Annotated in this window: 16 protein-coding genes and 1 pseudogene; 4 read left to right on the top strand and 13 right to left on the bottom strand. The window is 50.9% G+C overall.

Features of this window, described 5'->3' with window-relative positions; genetic code table 11:
* Positions 1-373 precede the first annotated feature (373 nt).
* The 7 genes and pseudogenes from fliS to BSEL_RS05455 all read right to left on the bottom strand — a co-directional run.
* Positions 374-757, bottom strand: a pseudogene (gene fliS, locus BSEL_RS18010) (flagellar export chaperone FliS); the annotation flags it as partial.
* 156 nt (positions 758-913) lie between these two features.
* Positions 914-1,327 (bottom strand): flagellar protein FlaG, encoded by a 414-nt coding sequence (locus BSEL_RS05480; RefSeq protein ID WP_013172006.1) that lies wholly within the window; start codon positions 1,325-1,327, stop codon positions 914-916.
* 87 nt (positions 1,328-1,414) lie between these two features.
* Positions 1,415-1,768 (bottom strand): flagellar protein FliT, encoded by a 354-nt coding sequence (locus BSEL_RS05475; protein WP_013172005.1) that lies wholly within the window; start codon positions 1,766-1,768, stop codon positions 1,415-1,417.
* A 110-nt stretch (positions 1,769-1,878) separates the two neighbouring features.
* Complete coding sequence (locus BSEL_RS05470; RefSeq protein ID WP_013172004.1) at positions 1,879-3,420, bottom strand: flagellar hook-associated protein 2; 1,542 nt, start codon at positions 3,418-3,420, stop codon at positions 1,879-1,881.
* A 153-nt stretch (positions 3,421-3,573) separates the two neighbouring features.
* On the bottom strand, positions 3,574-5,115 hold the full coding sequence (locus BSEL_RS05465) for a flagellar hook-associated protein 2 (RefSeq protein WP_013172003.1): 1,542 nt from the start codon (positions 5,113-5,115) through the stop codon (positions 3,574-3,576).
* Between the two features lie 180 nt (positions 5,116-5,295).
* Positions 5,296-6,402, bottom strand: coding sequence for a GGDEF domain-containing protein (locus tag BSEL_RS05460; protein ID WP_013172002.1), 1,107 nt, complete (start codon positions 6,400-6,402; stop codon positions 5,296-5,298).
* A gap of 97 nt (positions 6,403-6,499) precedes the next feature.
* The gene (locus BSEL_RS05455; RefSeq protein ID WP_013172001.1) at positions 6,500-7,597 is read right to left on the bottom strand and encodes an HD-GYP domain-containing protein; all 1,098 of its coding nucleotides are present in this window, start codon (positions 7,595-7,597) and stop codon (positions 6,500-6,502) included.
* A 355-nt stretch (positions 7,598-7,952) separates the two neighbouring features.
* On the opposite strand from BSEL_RS05455, the gene BSEL_RS18190 reads away from it, so the two are divergent.
* A complete protein-coding gene (locus tag BSEL_RS18190) occupies positions 7,953-8,768 on the top strand; it encodes a methyl-accepting chemotaxis protein (protein ID WP_013172000.1) in 816 nt (271 codons plus the stop codon).
* A gap of 76 nt (positions 8,769-8,844) precedes the next feature.
* Here the strand turns inward: BSEL_RS18190 and BSEL_RS05445 are convergent, their stop codons facing one another.
* The 4 genes from BSEL_RS05445 to tnpB form a co-directional block, all read right to left on the bottom strand.
* Positions 8,845-9,933, bottom strand: coding sequence for an HD-GYP domain-containing protein (locus BSEL_RS05445; RefSeq protein WP_013171999.1), 1,089 nt, complete (start codon positions 9,931-9,933; stop codon positions 8,845-8,847).
* Positions 9,934-10,077: 144 nt separating this feature from the next.
* Positions 10,078-10,725 (bottom strand): SDR family oxidoreductase, encoded by a 648-nt coding sequence (locus BSEL_RS05440; protein WP_013171998.1) that lies wholly within the window; start codon positions 10,723-10,725, stop codon positions 10,078-10,080.
* 115 nt (positions 10,726-10,840) lie between these two features.
* Entirely contained in the window at positions 10,841-11,038 is a 198-nt protein-coding gene (locus BSEL_RS05435) for a YjfB family protein (protein WP_013171997.1), read from the bottom strand.
* A 262-nt stretch (positions 11,039-11,300) separates the two neighbouring features.
* Positions 11,301-12,419 carry an IS200/IS605 family element RNA-guided endonuclease TnpB gene (tnpB, locus tag BSEL_RS05430; RefSeq protein ID WP_013171996.1) on the bottom strand — a complete coding sequence of 373 codons (1,119 nt, stop codon included), beginning with the start codon at positions 12,417-12,419 and terminating at the stop codon, positions 11,301-11,303.
* Positions 12,420-12,488: 69 nt separating this feature from the next.
* Between tnpB and BSEL_RS18185 the strand changes: the two genes are divergently transcribed.
* The 3 genes from BSEL_RS18185 to BSEL_RS05420 all read left to right on the top strand — a co-directional run bounded on the left by BSEL_RS18185 (position 12,489) and on the right by BSEL_RS05420 (position 14,528).
* On the top strand, positions 12,489-12,623 hold the full coding sequence (locus tag BSEL_RS18185) for a hypothetical protein (protein WP_013171562.1): 135 nt from the start codon (positions 12,489-12,491) through the stop codon (positions 12,621-12,623).
* A 103-nt stretch (positions 12,624-12,726) separates the two neighbouring features.
* On the top strand, positions 12,727-13,659 hold the full coding sequence (locus BSEL_RS05425; protein WP_013171995.1) for an alpha/beta hydrolase: 933 nt from the start codon (positions 12,727-12,729) through the stop codon (positions 13,657-13,659).
* Complete coding sequence (locus BSEL_RS05420) at positions 13,656-14,528, top strand: YihY/virulence factor BrkB family protein (protein ID WP_013171994.1); 873 nt, start codon at positions 13,656-13,658, stop codon at positions 14,526-14,528. Before BSEL_RS05425 ends, BSEL_RS05420 begins: the two co-directional genes overlap by 4 nt.
* Before the next feature lie 64 nt (positions 14,529-14,592).
* Here BSEL_RS05420 and BSEL_RS05415 read toward each other — a convergent pair whose 3' ends face one another.
* Together BSEL_RS05415 and BSEL_RS05410 are read right to left on the bottom strand one after the other, a co-directional pair.
* Positions 14,593-14,865, bottom strand: a complete 273-nt coding sequence (locus BSEL_RS05415; RefSeq protein ID WP_013171993.1) for a hypothetical protein — start codon at positions 14,863-14,865, stop codon at positions 14,593-14,595.
* Positions 14,866-14,988: 123 nt separating this feature from the next.
* Complete coding sequence (locus tag BSEL_RS05410) at positions 14,989-17,127, bottom strand: sensor domain-containing protein (protein WP_013171992.1); 2,139 nt, start codon at positions 17,125-17,127, stop codon at positions 14,989-14,991.
* Positions 17,128-17,131: the final 4 nt, after the last annotated feature.

The raw sequence follows: 17,131 nt of genomic DNA, 5'->3' as shown, positions 1-17,131 counted from the left end.
TTTCGTTCAATTAATATCGTGAGATTTTCAGTGGCCTCTTCAATAACAGGTCGGGAGTTTATCTTTCCGGTGCTTCCTTGCAAAGTCTTTATCCTTTGTATGACGCAACAGATCCCGTGCTGGCTGTCGCCAATGCTTTCGCCTTTGTGTAAGGGTTGTTCGGTGCGCCGTAGCCGGCGGCTTTCGCTTTTGCGTAAGGATTGTTCGGGTTCGGCTTTATCTTCGGTTCAGGCTTTGCTGCCGTCGCTGAAAGCTGATCCGCAGTCGCAGTTTTCTTCGCCGATTCCGCTTCTTCTGCCTGTACCTCTTTCTTAACCGCCTTCAAAGGCGTACTTGGTTTTGCAGACTGCACTGGTTCTGACGACTTTTCTCCGGAGTGGCGTTCCTGACGGTCAATTTTGATGACTTCCTTCCACGTATCGCGGAAGTCCTCCGTATATTTTGCGGCTTCTTTCAGGGCATCGAGATCATTCTTCATGTTAGCTTCAACGAGTTGATTCAGGATATAGTCGTACATCGACATCATGTCCTGACTTACCGCGACATCTGTATTCAGTGTGAGCATCAGTTCGCGGATAATGTTCTGAGCCTTTAACAGGTTTTCATTCTTCACTTCGATATTCTTGTTTTTTATCGCTTCCTCTGCCCGTCTGATAAATTTCAGACAGCCATCATAGAGCATAAGTGTCAATTCCCCCGGAGATTTGGTATCCACCGTATTTTGTTTATACTGTTGATACGGATTATTCGTTGCCATATGCCAAACACCCTTTCGAGTCTGTAGTACCACTGCTTACTGACTATTATATCGGTTCAATTCCCCGAATCTTTAGACGAAACAGCATTTTCCCTCCATGATTTTGCCAAAATAAAAAAACCCGTCTTTAAGCGGGTTCTTTTATTTAAGCTTCAACTACGCCTTTTTGTCAATCAGGATCCCTGCGAACTCCAGCATGGACGAAATCATATCAAGAAATTCCTCAGGCGGAATTTCTTTAATCACCTCATCCGTTTGCTGATCGATCACTTTCACCATCGTGCGGTCGAGCTTTTCATGACGCTCAAAGCTGAGTGACGTGTTTCGCAGCATACTCAGCTCCGTCATGGCGTCAGCCGCTTCGTCGAGCTGTTCCGTTGTCCATTCATGGCCTTCTCGCCTGGACAGATTTTCGGACGCTCTTGAAGACGTGTCAACACTTCCCTGTGCCTGACCACTCTGTCGCAGCTGACTTGGGCTCCTTTCAACCTGAGTGAATTCCTGACGCTGATTCTGATGTGTCAGAAATTCTCTTGCTGTTGAGAAGCCCGTAGATGATCGCACTTCCATGTGAATCACTCCTCGGTTTTAGCCTTCACTGGTTATATCGGATCAGTTTTCAGAATTGTTCAGTGTTTTAATTATAAATAATCTTATTTATTTTTTAGAATCAAAAAACACGCCGTCCTGCGTTCGGCTGGTGTATGGATTTTCATACTGTTTGCCCGTCGACTTCTTCTTGCGGATCTGATTGAGATCCTGTCCGACTTCACGCATAACGACCGTCAAACGATCTGTCAGCTTACGATTGTAATCAAGGAGCGTCCTTGCAATCCGCTCCTCCTGATCAGTTTTGGGCGGCCCGACTTGCGGTATTAGCTCTTCACGCCTCTGTAAGAGCTCCGCAATGATTTCGATATACCGATCCCGCTCCTCTCCCTTCGGCAGAGGCTGCTGGACGTGGTCATAGAGTTTTTTTGTGACAGAAAACAATTCAGTTAACGGATGCATCTCAGTCCCACCTTATACCAACCCTTGATCAGGGTTATCATATCTGTCGTTCAATAACCCTTGGAAAAAGGGAAAAGCGAAGGCGCTCCTTCGCTTTTATTTTACCACAGCTACATCATGCCACCATACATTTGCGCAAAAAGTGATTCAGCCTGCGAGTTGGACTGGGCCACGGCTTTCTCCATCGCCGTAAACTGGCTCCAATAGCGCTGTTCCACCTGTTCGAGCCTCCGCTCAAAGTTCGTAATCCGATCATCAATCTGATCCATCCCACGGCCCAAGGTAAACTGGTGATTCAGGTTTCGTCCACGGGAGCCGCCGGCTTCTCTTGCAATCGAATCAATCAGCGAATTTGCACTTTCCCGTATTCGTCTCGCGAGTCCCTTCTCACTTTGGGAGCTCCCATCAGCCGTAAAGAGTCGGAACACAGCATCAGGATCTTCATTAATCTTCGCGCGCAGCCGGTCCTCATTCACTTCAAGCTTCCCGCCATCGCGAAAATTATTTGTCGTCGTAATGCCAATCTGCGCGAGCTGGTTAAACGATGAACCTTCTCCGAGACTCACCGGCGTATACATCGCAGAACGGAACTGGTCAAAGCCGCCGCGTAAAATCCGGTCATTACGGAGCATCCCGCTCATCGCCTGTTCTTCCCAACGCTCAATTTCACGCTCGCTCAACGCCTCGCGCTGATCGTCGGTGAGTGGTCGGAAATCACGGTTTCGGTCTTCTCGAAGCTTCTCGTTGACGTGTTCAACAAGTTCGTTGTACTCGTTGACAAAATCCATGATCGTATCAAAAATCTTATCCGTGTCCGTCGCAGAACCGATCGTGACGGGATCTGATGAGAACGTATCCCTGAGTGTAATGGTCAGACCATTCTCGGTAAACGTATTCGTTCCCCGCTCTGTGTCAATCCCGTTGATGTTGACAACAGCGTTCGAACCCGCCACTCTTGTCCCCTGGCCTTCCTGAACACCGAAAGCAGATGCGAGTGTGCTGTCAGCGAATGCTATCTGAGCGTCTGCCGAACCACCCATGGCAAGACTCCCGTTCTCATCGTAAAGACCCGTTTCTTCACGGCTGAAGGAAATCTGCCCTGTCTGTGTGTCAAAAAAAGCATTCAGACCAAGATCAGAGCTGTTGATTTTCTTTAATACATCATCAACCTTGTCCGTAGAGGCAAATGTGAATGTTTCGTTCTTCTCCCCCGAAGACGTTCTCGTTGTCACTTCGAGCGTGAACTCAGGATCCGAGGAACCAGTCAAATCCGCAAGCGTCGTCTGACGGGTCGCTGTCTCACCGGAAACGGTTAATGCCTCTGATACGAGCGCCTCGGATTCCGCGAGACTCGATACGCTGTTGATGCGCATCGTCCCCGGCTGTGCATTCGATGCAGCCGTCACGGAGACACGGGATTCATCGGACGATGTCCCGGTCTTCGCAAGCATATTGGCACTTCTGAATACGCCGTCGAAGATATTCGTACGGAACGTTTCAAGCTTCCGGTTGATCGTACGGAATTCCTCCATGCGCCATTCGAGAAGCTGTTTATTCTGTTGCATCCGGTCGACAGGCATACGCTCTGCACGCATGAGATCCGTGACCATCTGATTGATATCCATTCCTGTGGCAAAGCCGCTGATTCTCATCACGTTTAACCACCCTTTCCCTATTCTGTTGTCTGACGGTATTCTTCATCTATTTCATATATCGGATGGATTATCAGAATGTTTATCCTATTTCACAAAAAAAAGAAGCACGGCCTGCAAAAAATAGGGACCGTGCTTCATATATACCGTTTATTACTGCTGCAAACCGCCAAGCTGGGACATCAGCTGTTCTGCTTGGGCGTTGGCCTGGGCCATCGCCTGTTCCATGGCAGTGAACTGACTCCAGTAACGTTCTTCAACCTGCTGCATGCGACGCTCAAAATTCGACATCTGATCTTCCACCTGCAAGAGTTCACGACCGAGTGTTGAGCTCTGAATCGAACCCGGTGAATCCGTTCGGCCCACCCGGTTGCCGATCTGTTCAATGGCGTTTGATGCCGTGTCACGCAGACGGCGGGCGATCCCGCGCTGATCCTGATTCTCATCTTCACCATCTGCGGCAAAGAGCTGATACACACTTTCCGAATCTGATTCAATGGCATTTCGAAGCTGAGTCTCATCGATCTCGAGACGTCCGCGATCCTGAAAATCACTGGAAGTCGTGATGCCGATTTCCGTCAGCTGGCTGAACGTCTGGTTATCCATACCTGCGTCAACCGGATTGTAAAAGTCCATCCGGAACTGATTCAAGGCACTATTAATGGTTGAATCACGGCGGAGAAGACCGCTCTCCGCACGCTCGTTCCACATTTCAATCTCCCGCTCTTCCATGGCTTGCATCTGTTCTTCCGTCAGTGGCGCATAGTCACGATAATACTCTTCCGATACTGTGTCATCCATGCCGCCGATCATCTCATTGTACTCATCAACGAAGTTCGTGATCGTCTCCATGATTTGATCCGTATCCGTATTCACCCGAACCGTCGCCTGACCGTTTTCCATGTTACTGTTCAGGTTCACCTGAAGGCCGTCGATATTAAAGCTGTTCGACGAACGCTCCATGGCTAGACCATTCATCGTGAAGGAAGCATTTTCCCCAGAGACTTCATCTCCATTTAAAGCCAAATTATCCGTTAAAAAAGCTGAATCATTAAAATCAATTTCCGGACCGTCATCCGGATTGAACGCTCCTTCCGTGGTCCTCGTCAGGGAAATCCGGCCTCCGTCCGTATCAAAATAGGCCTGGATTCCGAGCTCAGAGTTATTGATTTCTGCGAACACTTCTGACAAGGTGGCTGATTCAGGATCGAAACTGAAGCTCCCGTTAATCGCTTCGCCGTCAGGGCCGTACGTTGTGATGTCAAACACCACTTCACCATCATTATTCATTGCAAGTTCATCACCGAACACCTCGTCCAACGTTGCCGTATAATCGGCACCGTCCACACCTATGCGTTCTGTCGACACATTCGTGGTCGAGCTTGCGAGGCTCACATCCTCAAACGTATACGTCCCCTGTGCCGCACCGGCAGAAGCCGTGGCACTGACGGCATTCTCATTTGAACTCACCGCGTTTTGGGCCGTCATGTTCGAGCGACGCAGCACGGAGTCAAAGGTATTGTCCCGAAACTGCATGAACTCCCGGTTCACTTCCCGGTACTTGTCCATCTGCAGAATCAGTTCCTGCTGGTTCTGTTCCATCCGCTCCATCGGCTGGCGCTCAGCCCGCATGAGGTCGCTGACCATTTGGTTAATATCCATACCTGACGCAAACCCGGTCATTCGCATATCCATTGATTCTCATCCTTTCTTTTACTGCACACCTCTGTCTCATGTCCTGGTAAAAAAGAAAAACAGAAAAGAGGGTGGTCGTGTTATCGTCCACTCTTTTCTGTTTTCAGATCGTTCGTATCTGTACATAATATCGGCACCGCAGTGAAAACCTTTAGTCTTTTCTTCGAAAAAATACAGGGATCACTGAATCTCCGTCTCAATCCGGTTCTTTCCGTTTTTCTTCGCCAGATACAAAAGAGTGTCAGCCTTCTCGAAGAGCACAGGTGCCTGCTCTTCATCGGTATACTCCACAAGCCCGATACTGACTGTGACATTCCGGCCGCCCATTTCTTCGTGAGGAAGCCTTTCGATTTCTAGGCGAATCGTTTCCACGACGTGGAGTGCTGTTTCAAAAGAACAGTCGGTGAAGAGCACGCCGAATTCTTCTCCCCCATAGCGGGAAGCAATGTCATTGGCATCGACGTTCGCCTGAATAATACCGGCAATTCTTTCGAGGATCTTATCACCGACTGCGTGCCCATACGTATCATTAACCTGTTTGAAATTATCAATATCAAGCATGGCAAGCTGAAAGCGGTACGATGACGTGGAGCTTTGTTCAAACAGATAGGCCAAATACTCCTGAAAGGTTTTATGGTTATAGAGGCCCGTTGGGGCATCCACTTTGGAGAGTCGTTCCATAATTGTGTTTCGCACCATCAGTTCCTGTTCCTGATCGACTTTTTTTCTGAGAAGCTCGATCACTTCGTCAGACCGCTCCTGAACGGCAAGGAGAATGATAAACCCTGCGGAGAAGATATAAATATACGCAATGAATTCATAAATTCGCAAATATTCCCCCAAATCCGGGAAAAGCGCAATCGTAACCAGATACGCAATTACGTTAACCAGGTAGCTGAAGATGACAACATTTTTATTAAAGAAGAGGATCGAGATCATCATCGGCAACAGGAGAATGAGCGGCGCTCCTGCAAGACTTGTGTTCGCCGCAATCAGGATGAAGGCGAGAAGCGAACCGACGACCATCAGGATATATTCATTCTCTGTGATTTTCTTTTTGTAGATAACGGTTGTGATCAGAAGAAGGATGACCTGCGCCACCGTCGGGTAGACCAGGACAGGAAGAACATCATCCCAGAATTCGCTTGGAGACATAATGAGCGTCACCGTAAGAGCAAAGATCTCCGCAACAATCGCAATAAAAATCAGATACCAGTAATAGCGGAGTGTCTTGTCAATCCATTCACTGTGTTTCAGTCCCATCGCTTCCGCTTTGGTCAATGACATGTCCTCACCTGCCCCTCTGCATGACGTCTTCAGCTCTCATGATAGAGAAATCATGAATAAAGCACAAGAATATTGTCGTATTTTGCAGAAAGAACGGTTAGGAGGTCATCCCGCCTATTGCCTTCTTCGATGCCTGATCGAGAACATCGAGGATCTCCACATCTTTCAGCGAGCGAAGCGAAACGACCTGATCGTTCAGGCGGATGAGCGGATTCTCAACCTCCTCCATCTGAATGCGCACGACCTGCGCCACACGTCCGTCTGATAGAATCACAGTGGAGCCGGTGTAGGCGTCAAGCATATACTGAATGAACGGCAGCCCGTATTTCGCAGAGAGCTTTCCTTGATATACTTCACTGATCACAACACCGAGGGCTGCTAGAGGGGATGATTTTCGGTGATAGGCCCGGTCTGAAGAAACGGCATCAAAGACATCCACAACACCGAGCACCTGAGCAATATCCGGAATATCCCCGCTCATCAGTCCAAAGGGATAGCCCGATCCGTCCATGCGCTCATGATGATAAAGGGTGCCGTCAAGCAGATCTTCATGGGCGTCCATATAGTTTATCAACAGCTCATGTCCGAGTTCGCAGTGCTTTTTGATCTCCGCAAATTCCACTGGTGTCAGTTTGTCCGGCTTGTCGATGATGGCGTTTGAAATCCGGATTTTCCCGATGTCGTGAAGGAGACCGGCATGGCCAATGCGGACGATCTGATCGGACGGCCATTTCATAAGTTTGCCGACAAGGGCCCCGAGGAGTCCGACGTGGATGCTGTGGCGGTACGTGTATTCATTGTGTCCGTGCATCTGCTGGAGCACCTCAAAGAGATTCACCGACTCGAGGGCTTCTTCTGCGAGCTCCGTGAACATCGCAATGGCATTGTCGAGATCTGCCTTGTCTCCTTGCTGGATCTTCGAAAAACACGACTTCAATTCCCCGAACTGGCGCTTATACGTATCCGCAAATCTCGGATAATGTTCATGAAACTTCTGATCGATCTGGTCGAGCACCGGTGCGTAGGACCCGACAGGAATCATCTCGATCCCCTGACGGCGGAGCATCGGAATATGTCTTCCCCGGACCACCATCCCCTCCCGTAACAGGGTTAACCCTTCATCTGAAATCACATTATCAGCAAGCACTCGGTCGATGAGTTTATGCGGTTCATCTGCCACCCGTATCCATTCCATGAATCCACACCCCTTAATAGAAAAATCTCATATCATTTGTTGATCAATATTATCATATAATACCAAATTATATCATAGTATCCTTGGACAAGTTACACTTTCGTTTTACTTTCACCCATATTTTATTGTGTTTCGGGGTTGGATTCGTTCCCTATATCTATGTCAGACAAAATGAGCCTTGAAATCTCCCTCCGATTGACCTATTCTTAGACTAAGTTCATAAAACCGGTCTGAGATCTGGAGTATGACCGCATGCACGTGACACGGGGACTTGATTCCCGGTCATTCCGTCATGCCGTCATGCTTTTTTTTTGGTCCGGATCAGGTGAAAATCAATTTGAGGGGATTGAGTTTCATGGAAATATTACAACGATTGGTCTGGAGTGCGCCGCTTATCCGGCAGCTTCAGGTAGAGGACTGCTTTGTCGCCGTCACGGACAGGGAGACGTTTCTCACTTACGTGCCCGGGGACGCACTCGACATTGGCATCAAAACCGGCAGCACATTCCGAAAGGGCGGGATGAATGACTCGGTATTAAAAGAAGGAAAGCGGATTGTCCGCTATGTGGACAGAGAGGTGTACGGAATTCCGTATGTCGCCATCGGCCTGCCTGTCGAAGATGAAGACGGTGAGGTCTGCGGGGTCCTGACAATGGGGCTCTCTACCGATCAGGAAGAGAAAATCCGCGCCATGGCCGACACGCTCGATCAGGCAGTGAATCACATCGTCACGAACACAGAGAAACTGTCAGACGGCTCAAGGCATCTTTCAGAGGTTAATGATACGCTCAGCGCAAGCTCTAAAGAAGCGGCGAGCGCCCTGTCAGAGATGACGGAAGTAACCGAATTTTTGAAAGGGCTTACGAGACAGACGACGATCCTCGGCTTCAATGCCTCCATCGAGGCCGCGCGGGCCGGAGAAGCCGGCAAAGGCTTCGCCGTTGTCGCTGAAGAGATCCGCAAGTTCGCCACTACCACCGACGAAGCCACCGCCAAAATCGCCGGCAGCATCACCCGCGCCAACCGGAATATGGATGACGTCCGGGATGAAACAGAGAAATCGAAAGAGGAATCCTTCGAACAAGACGCAAGGCTTCAGGAGGTTCTCGGCATTACCCAGGAACTGAAGGCACTCACCAGTGAGCTGAGTCACATGGCCCGCCGTGCCTGAGAATGGTAAACAAATCAATCTAATGACAGACATACAAAAGGGACCCTGCGAAGTTTCACACGGGGTCCCTTACGTTTCAGCTTTCCTTTTGCATCTCATGAACGCGGTTATCGGCAATATCGATGATCGATACACCCTTCAGATCCTTAAGCTGCACGACTTTTCCCTCAAGGGAGATCATCGGATTCTCCAGATCACTCGCCTGGTATCGAACGATCTGGGCGAAGCGGCCGTCGGAGAGATACACCGTCGTTCCTGTATACGTGCTTGTCATGTGCTGGATAAAGGCAAGGCCGCAGCGAATCGAGAGCTTGCCGCGGTAAATGTCGTCATTGATCGTTTTTAAGGCCTCCATCGGGGCCATTTTGCTGCGGTGAACCCGGTCTGAGCTGACGGCGTCAAACACATCCGCAAGGGCAATCATCGCCGCCACTTCCGGAATCTCGTCACCCTTCAGTCCTTTCAAGTACCCGCTTCCATCCATCCGTTCATGGTGATAAAGCGTCGCATCAAGGACGAGCTGCGAGACGCCTTTATCCTTCAAAAGGTCATAGCCGATCTGCGGATGCTCTCTCACCTGCGCCCATTCGTCTTCCGTGAGGGTGCCGCTCTTATGAAAGACGCTGTCAGGCATCCGGGTCATACCGATGTCATGCAGGAGACCCGCCTTCCCGTACTCCACAATCTCATCGTCCGGCTTCTTCATGAGCTTCGCCATCAAAGAGACAAGGAGCCCGACGTGAATGGAATGCCGGAGAAGATAGCCGTCGTGTCCTTCGAGCTGTTGGAGCACCTCGAAAAGGCTGTAGGACTTGAGCGATTCGGTAACGAGGGTTTCAAAGGAATCGAGGGTCTGATCGAGATCCGGCACACCGCTTTCGTCCGTATTGGCAAACAGGGTCTTCATCCGGTTGAACGAATCGCGGTATGCGCTGACGAACGGCTTGTGCTGTTCTTTTACCTTTGCATCGAGCTGTTCAAGGAAAGACGTATGTCCATAGACCGGGATCGATTCAATATCATACGATTTCAAGAGACGGATATGATTCGGGGTAATCACCATCCCTTCCCTGAGGAGCGTAAAGCCGCTGTCGGACAGAACGTCCCTTGCGAGCTTCCGGTCGAGGGCGAGATGCGCGTATTGCTGCAGATTGATGGTATCCATTGTAACGCCTCCTCTGTAGTGACTGCTTTCTTTCAGTATAACAGGAGAACGCTCTCATTTCCTGCATCTTTTCACACATGCACATGGCACGAGGGACCCTCCTGTTTGGAAGAGTCCCTCAGTCTCTCTTTATGAAAAGCTTGATTACGTCAATCCGTCAAGGGCCGCCTTTGGAGCGTCGTTCCCGCTCACGAGATCGAACCCTTTCCGGTACGCGTTCGGGTGATCCAAGGCAGCAACGATCGTCGCTGCCACGTCTTCTCTCGGGATCGAACCGCGTTCGAGATCAGTCGCCGCAGAGACCGTCCCTTTACCCGGATCATTTAACAGGCCGCCCGGTCGCACGATTGTGTAATTCAGAGATGACAGTTCGAGCATCCGGTCCGCGTAGTGCTTCGCCGCGAAGTAGTGACGGATCTGTTCATTCCAGTTCGCCCGGTTATGGGCCTGGATGGCGCTGACCATCACGTAGCGCTCAATGCCGGCAGCTTCGGCGGCTTCCATCGTCTTCACCGCACCGTCCAGATCAATGAGCAAGGTTTTATCCGCACCTGTCGCACCGCCTGATCCGGCAGTAAAGACGACAGCGTCACTGCCTTCCATGACTTCTTTCAGATCCCCGACATCACTTTCCAGATCAGCGACAACGGCGTGAACGCCTTCCTGTTCCCAGGCTTCGGCCTGCTCTTTCTTCCGGACCATCGCCTTCACGCTATGCCCGTCATGGGCCTTCAGCTGCTTCACCAGATGCGTGCCGATCTGACCGTTCGCACCAACTACGAGTACGTTCATATGCAAAAACATCCTTTCTGTTTGACCGTTTCATTTTTTACTCACGCTTATCCTGTTCCACATTCCCCAAAAAATAAACACCGCCCGTGCATCTGCACGAGACGGTGTCTGTCATTCAGACGGAAACATCCACGCTTCCGCCCAAGTGGGGATGGCTTGCCTGAGGCGCCTGAACGTTGGCTGATTCCATCAGCTTCTCAAGGCCTTCTCCCTGCCCTTTCGCAATGTCCATGGACTGTTTCATCACAGCCATTGAAGCCTGTTGCTGTGCTTTGCCCTGGTGCATGGCGATCGACATCATTGCAATATCCATGATTCCCCTCCTTTAAAAAAGACTTCATTGCTTATATCGGCAGAAAAAGAAGGCTATCCACCTTTTTTGGAAAAGAAATGCCGTGCATGCTGCTTTGTTTGCTGTATAATTAAGTCAGATCACACAATTGACACTCCCCACGACTAAAGTCGGGGGATTCTTGGGAACAGAGCGTACTTGTTAAAGCGTGGCATACACGCAAAACAGCGGTTTCTCTTATTAACCAAGCGAACCCCGTCTGACCGACGGTTTTTGTTTCCGTTTATGAAAGGACACGTAACCCTTCTTGTAAGATGTTTCGACTGGCGTTGATGTCACGATCATGGTGCGTACCACAAGAGGGGCACGTCCATGATCGAACACGCAAATCCTTTTTGCCGTCATGATGACCACAGGATGAACAAAGCTGACTGGATGGGAACCATCGGTCAATTTTGATGATCGTGCGATCATGCCACTCCGCCTTGTACAGCAACATATCCTTAAAAGACGACCAAGATACGTCTGAAATGGCTTTTGACAGCTTCTTATTTTTCAACATTCCTTTGGCGTTTAAATCTTCGATACAAACGACATCGTGGTTTTTGATGATCGTTGTACTGAGTTTTTGAAGGAAATCCGTTCGTTGATTGGCGATCTTCTCATGGATTTTGGCAACTTTGACTTTTTGCTTTTGATAGTTTTTGGCTTCACGCAACGGTTTTCCGTCTTTCTTCGCCTGTTCATAGCGTCTTGACAGCTTGCGTTGCTCACGCTTTAGCTTCTGTTCCATCTTTCGTGTAAAGCGTTCGTTGTCGATCTTTTGCCCGTCTGAAAGGATGGCGAAATGGTCAATGCCAAGATCAATGCCTACGGCTGATCCTGTTGCATCGAATGGTTTAACCTCCGTTTCAGCAAGAACGGATATAAAATGCTTACCCATTGGCGTTCGTCGGATCGTGGCAGACAGAATACGTCCCTCAACATGACGGCTTTTTGCGAATTTGACGTAGCCCAGTTTCGGAAGGAAAAGGCGATTGCCTTCGATTCGCATTTTGCCGACGGTTTTAAAAGACTGAACATCGTTCTTCTTTGACTTAAATCGAGGGTATTTGTTTTGTTTCTTAATGAAACGGTTGAATCCGTCAGCTAAGTGTTTTAACCCTTGTTGCAAGGCGGTGCTGTCCACTTCTTTTAACCATTCGTATTCCCGTTTTAATTGCGGGAGTTCTGCAGAACAGGCATTGTAGGACATCCCTTTGCCTGTCTCTTTATACCTGTCGTTCCACTTCGCAAGAAAGTGGTTATAGACAAAACGAGTCGAACCGATGGTTTTCGCAATCAAGATTCGCTGTTCTCGATTGGGATAGATGCGAAAGCGATAGGCTTTATGATTTGTCATTGCGTTCAACTCCTTCTTTATGGTATATTAAGTATACTCTAAATATATCTATAAAGGAGGTTGATGTCAATGTCCAGGGTGCAAAAGCACTTGAATTTCCCAAAAGAATTGTACGAAGCGATAGAGGAATATCGAAAGGAGAATATGATTCCAACGTTTGCCAGTGCCGTCTACGAATTGGTGCGAAAAGGCTTGAAAGCCTAAGACCGTTCGCTGTCATCCCCCCCCAATAAATTCGGGGGTTTTCTCGCTCACAACTTATAAACAGTCTCCACTATTCCTACAACCAATCAGGGGGTTTGATCTCATGACTGACATCCATACACCATTTAAAGGCTACAACGGCACGCCGCTCTATCTGTACGAATGGCTCACGGACGCCGATGCAAAAGGCCTCGTCGTCATCGCCCACGGTATGGCGGAACTCGCGGGCCGCTATGACACATTTGCCCGCTATCTGAACCGCTCCGGTTACCATGTGTTTGCCGCGGATCACCGGGGACACGGCCGGACCGCAGGAGCCAATCATCTCCTCGGTCACATCGGAAAATACGGTTTTGACTGCATCACCGAAGACCAGCGCGTCCTGATCGAATCCGTAAAAAAGCGGTTCCCGGGACTCCCTGTCTTCGCCCTCGGCCACAGCTTCGGCTCTTTTATTATGCAGGAGGTCGCGATCCGCTACAGCCGCCTCATCGACGGCCTGATCCTGAGCGGAACCGCCTTCAATGACGGCATCGATGTCCGGCTTGGGGCCTCTCTCGCTGCTCTTCAGAAGACGATCGTAGGCGGTAACAAGCCGGCAAAGCTCCTCGACCGGATCGCCTTCTCAGGCAACAATGACGCATTTCCCGAGACGTCTGACGCCGCATGGCTGAGCCGGGACGACGAAGCGGTACGTGCTTATGAGGCCGATCCATACTGCGGGACGCTCTTTCCCATCACCTTCTATCATGAACTGTTTTCCGCATTCTCCCGCCTCGCGGATCCGGAGCGTCAGCGCATGATCCGGCGGGATTTGCCAGTCTTTCTGTTCGCCGGCGATGAGGACCCGGTCGGCGACCACGGAAAAGGCGTGACAAAGCTTCGGGACCGTTACCTCGACACAGGACTCACGGACGTCACGATGACGCTTTATCCCGGCGGACGTCATGAGATGCTCAATGAACAGAACCGCGACCAGGTCTTCCAGGATGTCCTTAACTGGCTCGAGGTCCGAAACCGCGGCGGTTCATCATGAAGCCAAAGGCTATCGCACGATCGGTCATCGGGTTCTTTAAGTCCCTCGGCCAGGAATTCACAAAAGACAATGTGCCGCTTCTTGCCGCGGCACAAGCCTATTATTACATGCTCTCTCTCTTTCCGATGCTCATTCTCATCCTGTCGATCATTCCCTACTTCGACCTCGATCCGAACATCGTCGTCGAGTTGATGTATCAGTTCATCCCCGGGGAGATCGCCTCGATGATCGAGGGGCAGATCGTCAATCTCGTCACCGAACAGCGGGGCGGCCTTCTCACGTTCGGGATCCTTGCGACGATCTGGTCGGCTTCAAACGGGATGAACACGTTCATCAAAGCCCAAAACGAAGCCTATAACGTCAAGGTACAGCGCCCGTTTTGGAAAGCACGGCTCGTCTCCATCGCACTCACCTTCGGACTGATTCTCGCACTCATCGTCGCCTTGATTCTTCCGGTCATGGGGGACGCGATCATCAGCTTCATCAGCTCCTTCGGGATTCTGACGGCGGAGCTTGAAGAACTGTTCCGGCTCCTTCGCTGGGTCGTCAGTATCAGTCTCCTCGCGATGATCTTTGCCGCCCTCTATTATCTAGCGCCGAACACGAAGATCCCGTTTCGGTACGCGCTCCCGGGCGCTCTCTTCGCCACCCTCGCCTGGCAGCTCACGGGGTTCGGGTTCTCGATCTATATCAGTAACTTTGCCAACTTCTCGCAGACGTACGGGAGCCTTGGCGGGATCATCGTGCTTATGCTCTGGCTCTTTCTGATCGGCATCGTCCTCGTCGTCGGCGCGGAGATCAACGCCGTTCTGTACCGCAAACACCGCACAGGGATGCGCCGGGACCCCGAAGACGACTATATGATTTAACTGCTCCGACACAAAAGACCACCTGAAAGCGTCCAATCCGCTCTCAGGTGGTCTTTCTTTTGCATCATGCAAAAAAGTCGATGTTCGATCCCAGATAAGGCTGGGCATTTCGCTGGGCCTGCTGCATTTGCTGTTGACGCAGGCGCTGTTCTTCCATCATTTCCTGCTGGTCACGCTGTTCGAAATCTTCACGTGCCTGATCAGACTCATCCACTTCCTGAATCGTGTTGAGATCCTGCTGACCCAGGTCGTCGATGCGCTGCTGCTGTTGCGCGATGTCGTAATTCTGCTGCTGCGTCTGCAGGTGGTTCGCAGCGATGGACATATTGATTTCCATGGCTGTATGCGCCCCCTTTCTGCGGAAAGCTCTCCACTGTAGCAGGTCTTATGTGTAGTGTACCCGGGAATCGGTCCGCAGAAAACCCCCGATCCCACATCGAAATCTAAAAGATCGTGTGAATCAGCCGCGATCAAGCTGGCAACGCTTCCTCTCAAGCTCCGGGATGATCCAGTACTGGTGGAAATCCGCTTCTGATAACGCATGGCTGAAATAGAAACCCTGCAGTTCTTCACAGCCCCACTCGGAGAGAAACGCTGCGTGAGCAAACGACTCCACCCCTTCTGCGACGGTGGACATGCTGAGTGCACTGGCGAGTTTCAACGTCGCCTGCATGATCGAGCGGTTCGCTTTTGAGAGGTCCATGACAAATGTTTTGTCGAGCTTCACCCGGTCAAAGGGCAGCTCTTGCAAGTACTGCATGGAGCTGTAGCCGGTGCCGAAGTCGTCGATACTGACGATGAACCCCATCTCCTTCAAGGCAAGCATGACCTTGCGGGTCATCTCCATGTTAGCCGTCACGTTCTCGGTGATTTCAAGTTCGAGCTTCCGGGGGTCAACCCCCGTCTCATCAAGGACCCCCTGCATGTCTGAAGCGAAGGTCGGCTGCATAAACTGGCGGATCGAGACATTGACTGACAGCGATAAATACGTAAGCCCCAGATCATGCCAGCTTTTGAGACGCCTCGCCCCTTCCTGAATCACCCAATATCCGAGATCCTGAATCATCCCGAATTCTTCGGCAATAGGGATGAACTCTTCCGGGCTCACGGTGCCGAGTTCCTTGTGATGCCAGCGAAGTAAGGCCTCACCTCCGCTCAGCCGGTACGTCTTGGCTTTCACCTTTGGCTGCACGTACAGATCAAGGGTCCCCTCTTCTATCGCGATCCGAAGCTCCTGCTCGATGGCAAGACGACGGAGAAGAGACGCTTCAAGCTCGCTGTCAAACACATAGAACGCCTGGCCCGGCAGCTGTTTCGTCCGGTTCATCGCCGCATCCGCATACTGTATGATCGTTTTCCAGTCCGTGCCGTGATCCGGAGCAAGACTGACCCCGATGGCCGGACTCGTATAGAGCTCCATATTATCAAGAATGACCGGCTCCCGGAGCGCCGCATGAATCCGCTCCGCCTCGTGCTTAATGACGTCTCCGTCTTCACAGGTGAGACGGACCATCACGGCGAAGTCCACACCGCTGAAGCGGGAGAGGACCGCCCCCTGATCAAACAGGGTCTTTAACCGGATCGCGACTTTCTTCAGCAGCCGGTCCCCGACAGCATGGCCGAGGGTTTCGTTGACGGACTGAAAGCGGTCGAGGTTGATGTAAAAGACCGCCACTTTCTCCCCATTTGCCAATGGCATCTGCAGGCTGTCTTTCAAAGCGAGTTCAAAAGACCGCCGGTTTGGCAGCTGGGTGAGACTGTCGTAGTAGGCCATCGTCTGAATCTGTTGTTCCTTCAATTTCTGGTCGGTGATGTCGATGATGGACCCCGCCACTTCCACGCCGGCAAAGGCCGTTTCAAAGCGGGTGAGATAGATGAGGTAGACCTGATCGTTCAGCGTCAGCTCAAAGCGTTCAGCCCCCTGTTGAAGCGCACGATCCACGTGATGGGTGATCTTCTTTGCCTGCGGCTCAGGAAACACATCTTTGACTCGTTTTCCTTCGATGTCCTTGGTCGTCATCTGATAGCCCGCGGCGATCTGCCCTTCGGACAGGGTGAAGACGATGTCATCTGCCTGATCACGCTTCTTCAGCTTAAAGACCCCGTTCTGCAAGTTCTTGACCACCTGATAGAAGTCCTTCTCGAGCGCATCCTGGAGGGCCGCTTCCGCGTGAACCCGATCGGTGATATCGTGACGGAGTGCGAGGAATTTATGAATGACGCCCTGTTCATTCCGAAGAGGCACAATCGTCGCCCGCGACCAGAAATGATCGCCGTGCTTCGTCTGATTGCAGATCTCTCCGCGCCAGACCCGGCCTGCTTTGATGGTCTCCCACATCGTCCTGAAGTAACTCTTCGGATGGTAGCCTGAATTCAGGATTCTCGGTGTCGTGCCTGTGAGCTCATCGCGGCTGTAGCCGCTCAGCTCACAGGCACGGTTATTGACATACGTAATGACCCCGTTCGTATCCGTGATCATCACCACCGCAAACTCATCCAACGCATCTTTCAAATCCAAAAGCTCCCGCACGGCACCGGTATCGCTCGCATTTGTTCCCCAGTCCTGCAGGTTTTCTGTCTGATTTTGACCGTTCCCCACGATA

It is taken from the genome of [Bacillus] selenitireducens MLS10, assembly GCF_000093085.1.
GTDB lineage: Bacteria > Bacillota > Bacilli > Bacillales > Salisediminibacteriaceae > Salisediminibacterium > Salisediminibacterium selenitireducens.
Note: the sequence above shows the minus strand (reverse complement) of the source record. Positions and strands in the feature narration are given on the sequence as shown.

Excerpts from the sequence above, each read along its gene's own strand:
- BSEL_RS18190 (WP_013172000.1), top strand. The coding sequence starts at position 7,953 with ATGGAAATATTACAACGATTGGTCTGGAGTGCGCCGCTTATCCGGCAG.
- BSEL_RS05460 (WP_013172002.1), bottom strand. The coding sequence starts at position 6,402 with ATGTCATTGACCAAAGCGGAAGCGATGGGACTGAAACACAGTGAATGG.
- BSEL_RS05465 (WP_013172003.1), bottom strand. The coding sequence starts at position 5,115 with ATGGATATGCGAATGACCGGGTTTGCGTCAGGTATGGATATTAACCAA.
- BSEL_RS05440 (WP_013171998.1), bottom strand. The coding sequence starts at position 10,725 with ATGAACGTACTCGTAGTTGGTGCGAACGGTCAGATCGGCACGCATCTG.
- BSEL_RS05425 (WP_013171995.1), top strand. The coding sequence starts at position 12,727 with ATGACTGACATCCATACACCATTTAAAGGCTACAACGGCACGCCGCTC.
- BSEL_RS18185 (WP_013171562.1), top strand. The coding sequence starts at position 12,489 with ATGTCCAGGGTGCAAAAGCACTTGAATTTCCCAAAAGAATTGTACGAA.
- BSEL_RS05435 (WP_013171997.1), bottom strand. The coding sequence starts at position 11,038 with ATGGATATTGCAATGATGTCGATCGCCATGCACCAGGGCAAAGCACAG.
- BSEL_RS05470 (WP_013172004.1), bottom strand. The coding sequence starts at position 3,420 with ATGAGAATCAGCGGCTTTGCCACAGGAATGGATATCAATCAGATGGTC.
- BSEL_RS05445 (WP_013171999.1), bottom strand. The coding sequence starts at position 9,933 with ATGGATACCATCAATCTGCAGCAATACGCGCATCTCGCCCTCGACCGG.
- BSEL_RS05415 (WP_013171993.1), bottom strand. The coding sequence starts at position 14,865 with ATGGAAATCAATATGTCCATCGCTGCGAACCACCTGCAGACGCAGCAG.
- BSEL_RS05480 (WP_013172006.1), bottom strand. The coding sequence starts at position 1,327 with ATGGAAGTGCGATCATCTACGGGCTTCTCAACAGCAAGAGAATTTCTG.
- tnpB (WP_013171996.1), bottom strand. The coding sequence starts at position 12,419 with ATGACAAATCATAAAGCCTATCGCTTTCGCATCTATCCCAATCGAGAA.
- BSEL_RS05475 (WP_013172005.1), bottom strand. The coding sequence starts at position 1,768 with ATGCATCCGTTAACTGAATTGTTTTCTGTCACAAAAAAACTCTATGAC.
- BSEL_RS05455 (WP_013172001.1), bottom strand. The coding sequence starts at position 7,597 with ATGGAATGGATACGGGTGGCAGATGAACCGCATAAACTCATCGACCGA.
- BSEL_RS05420 (WP_013171994.1), top strand. The coding sequence starts at position 13,656 with ATGAAGCCAAAGGCTATCGCACGATCGGTCATCGGGTTCTTTAAGTCC.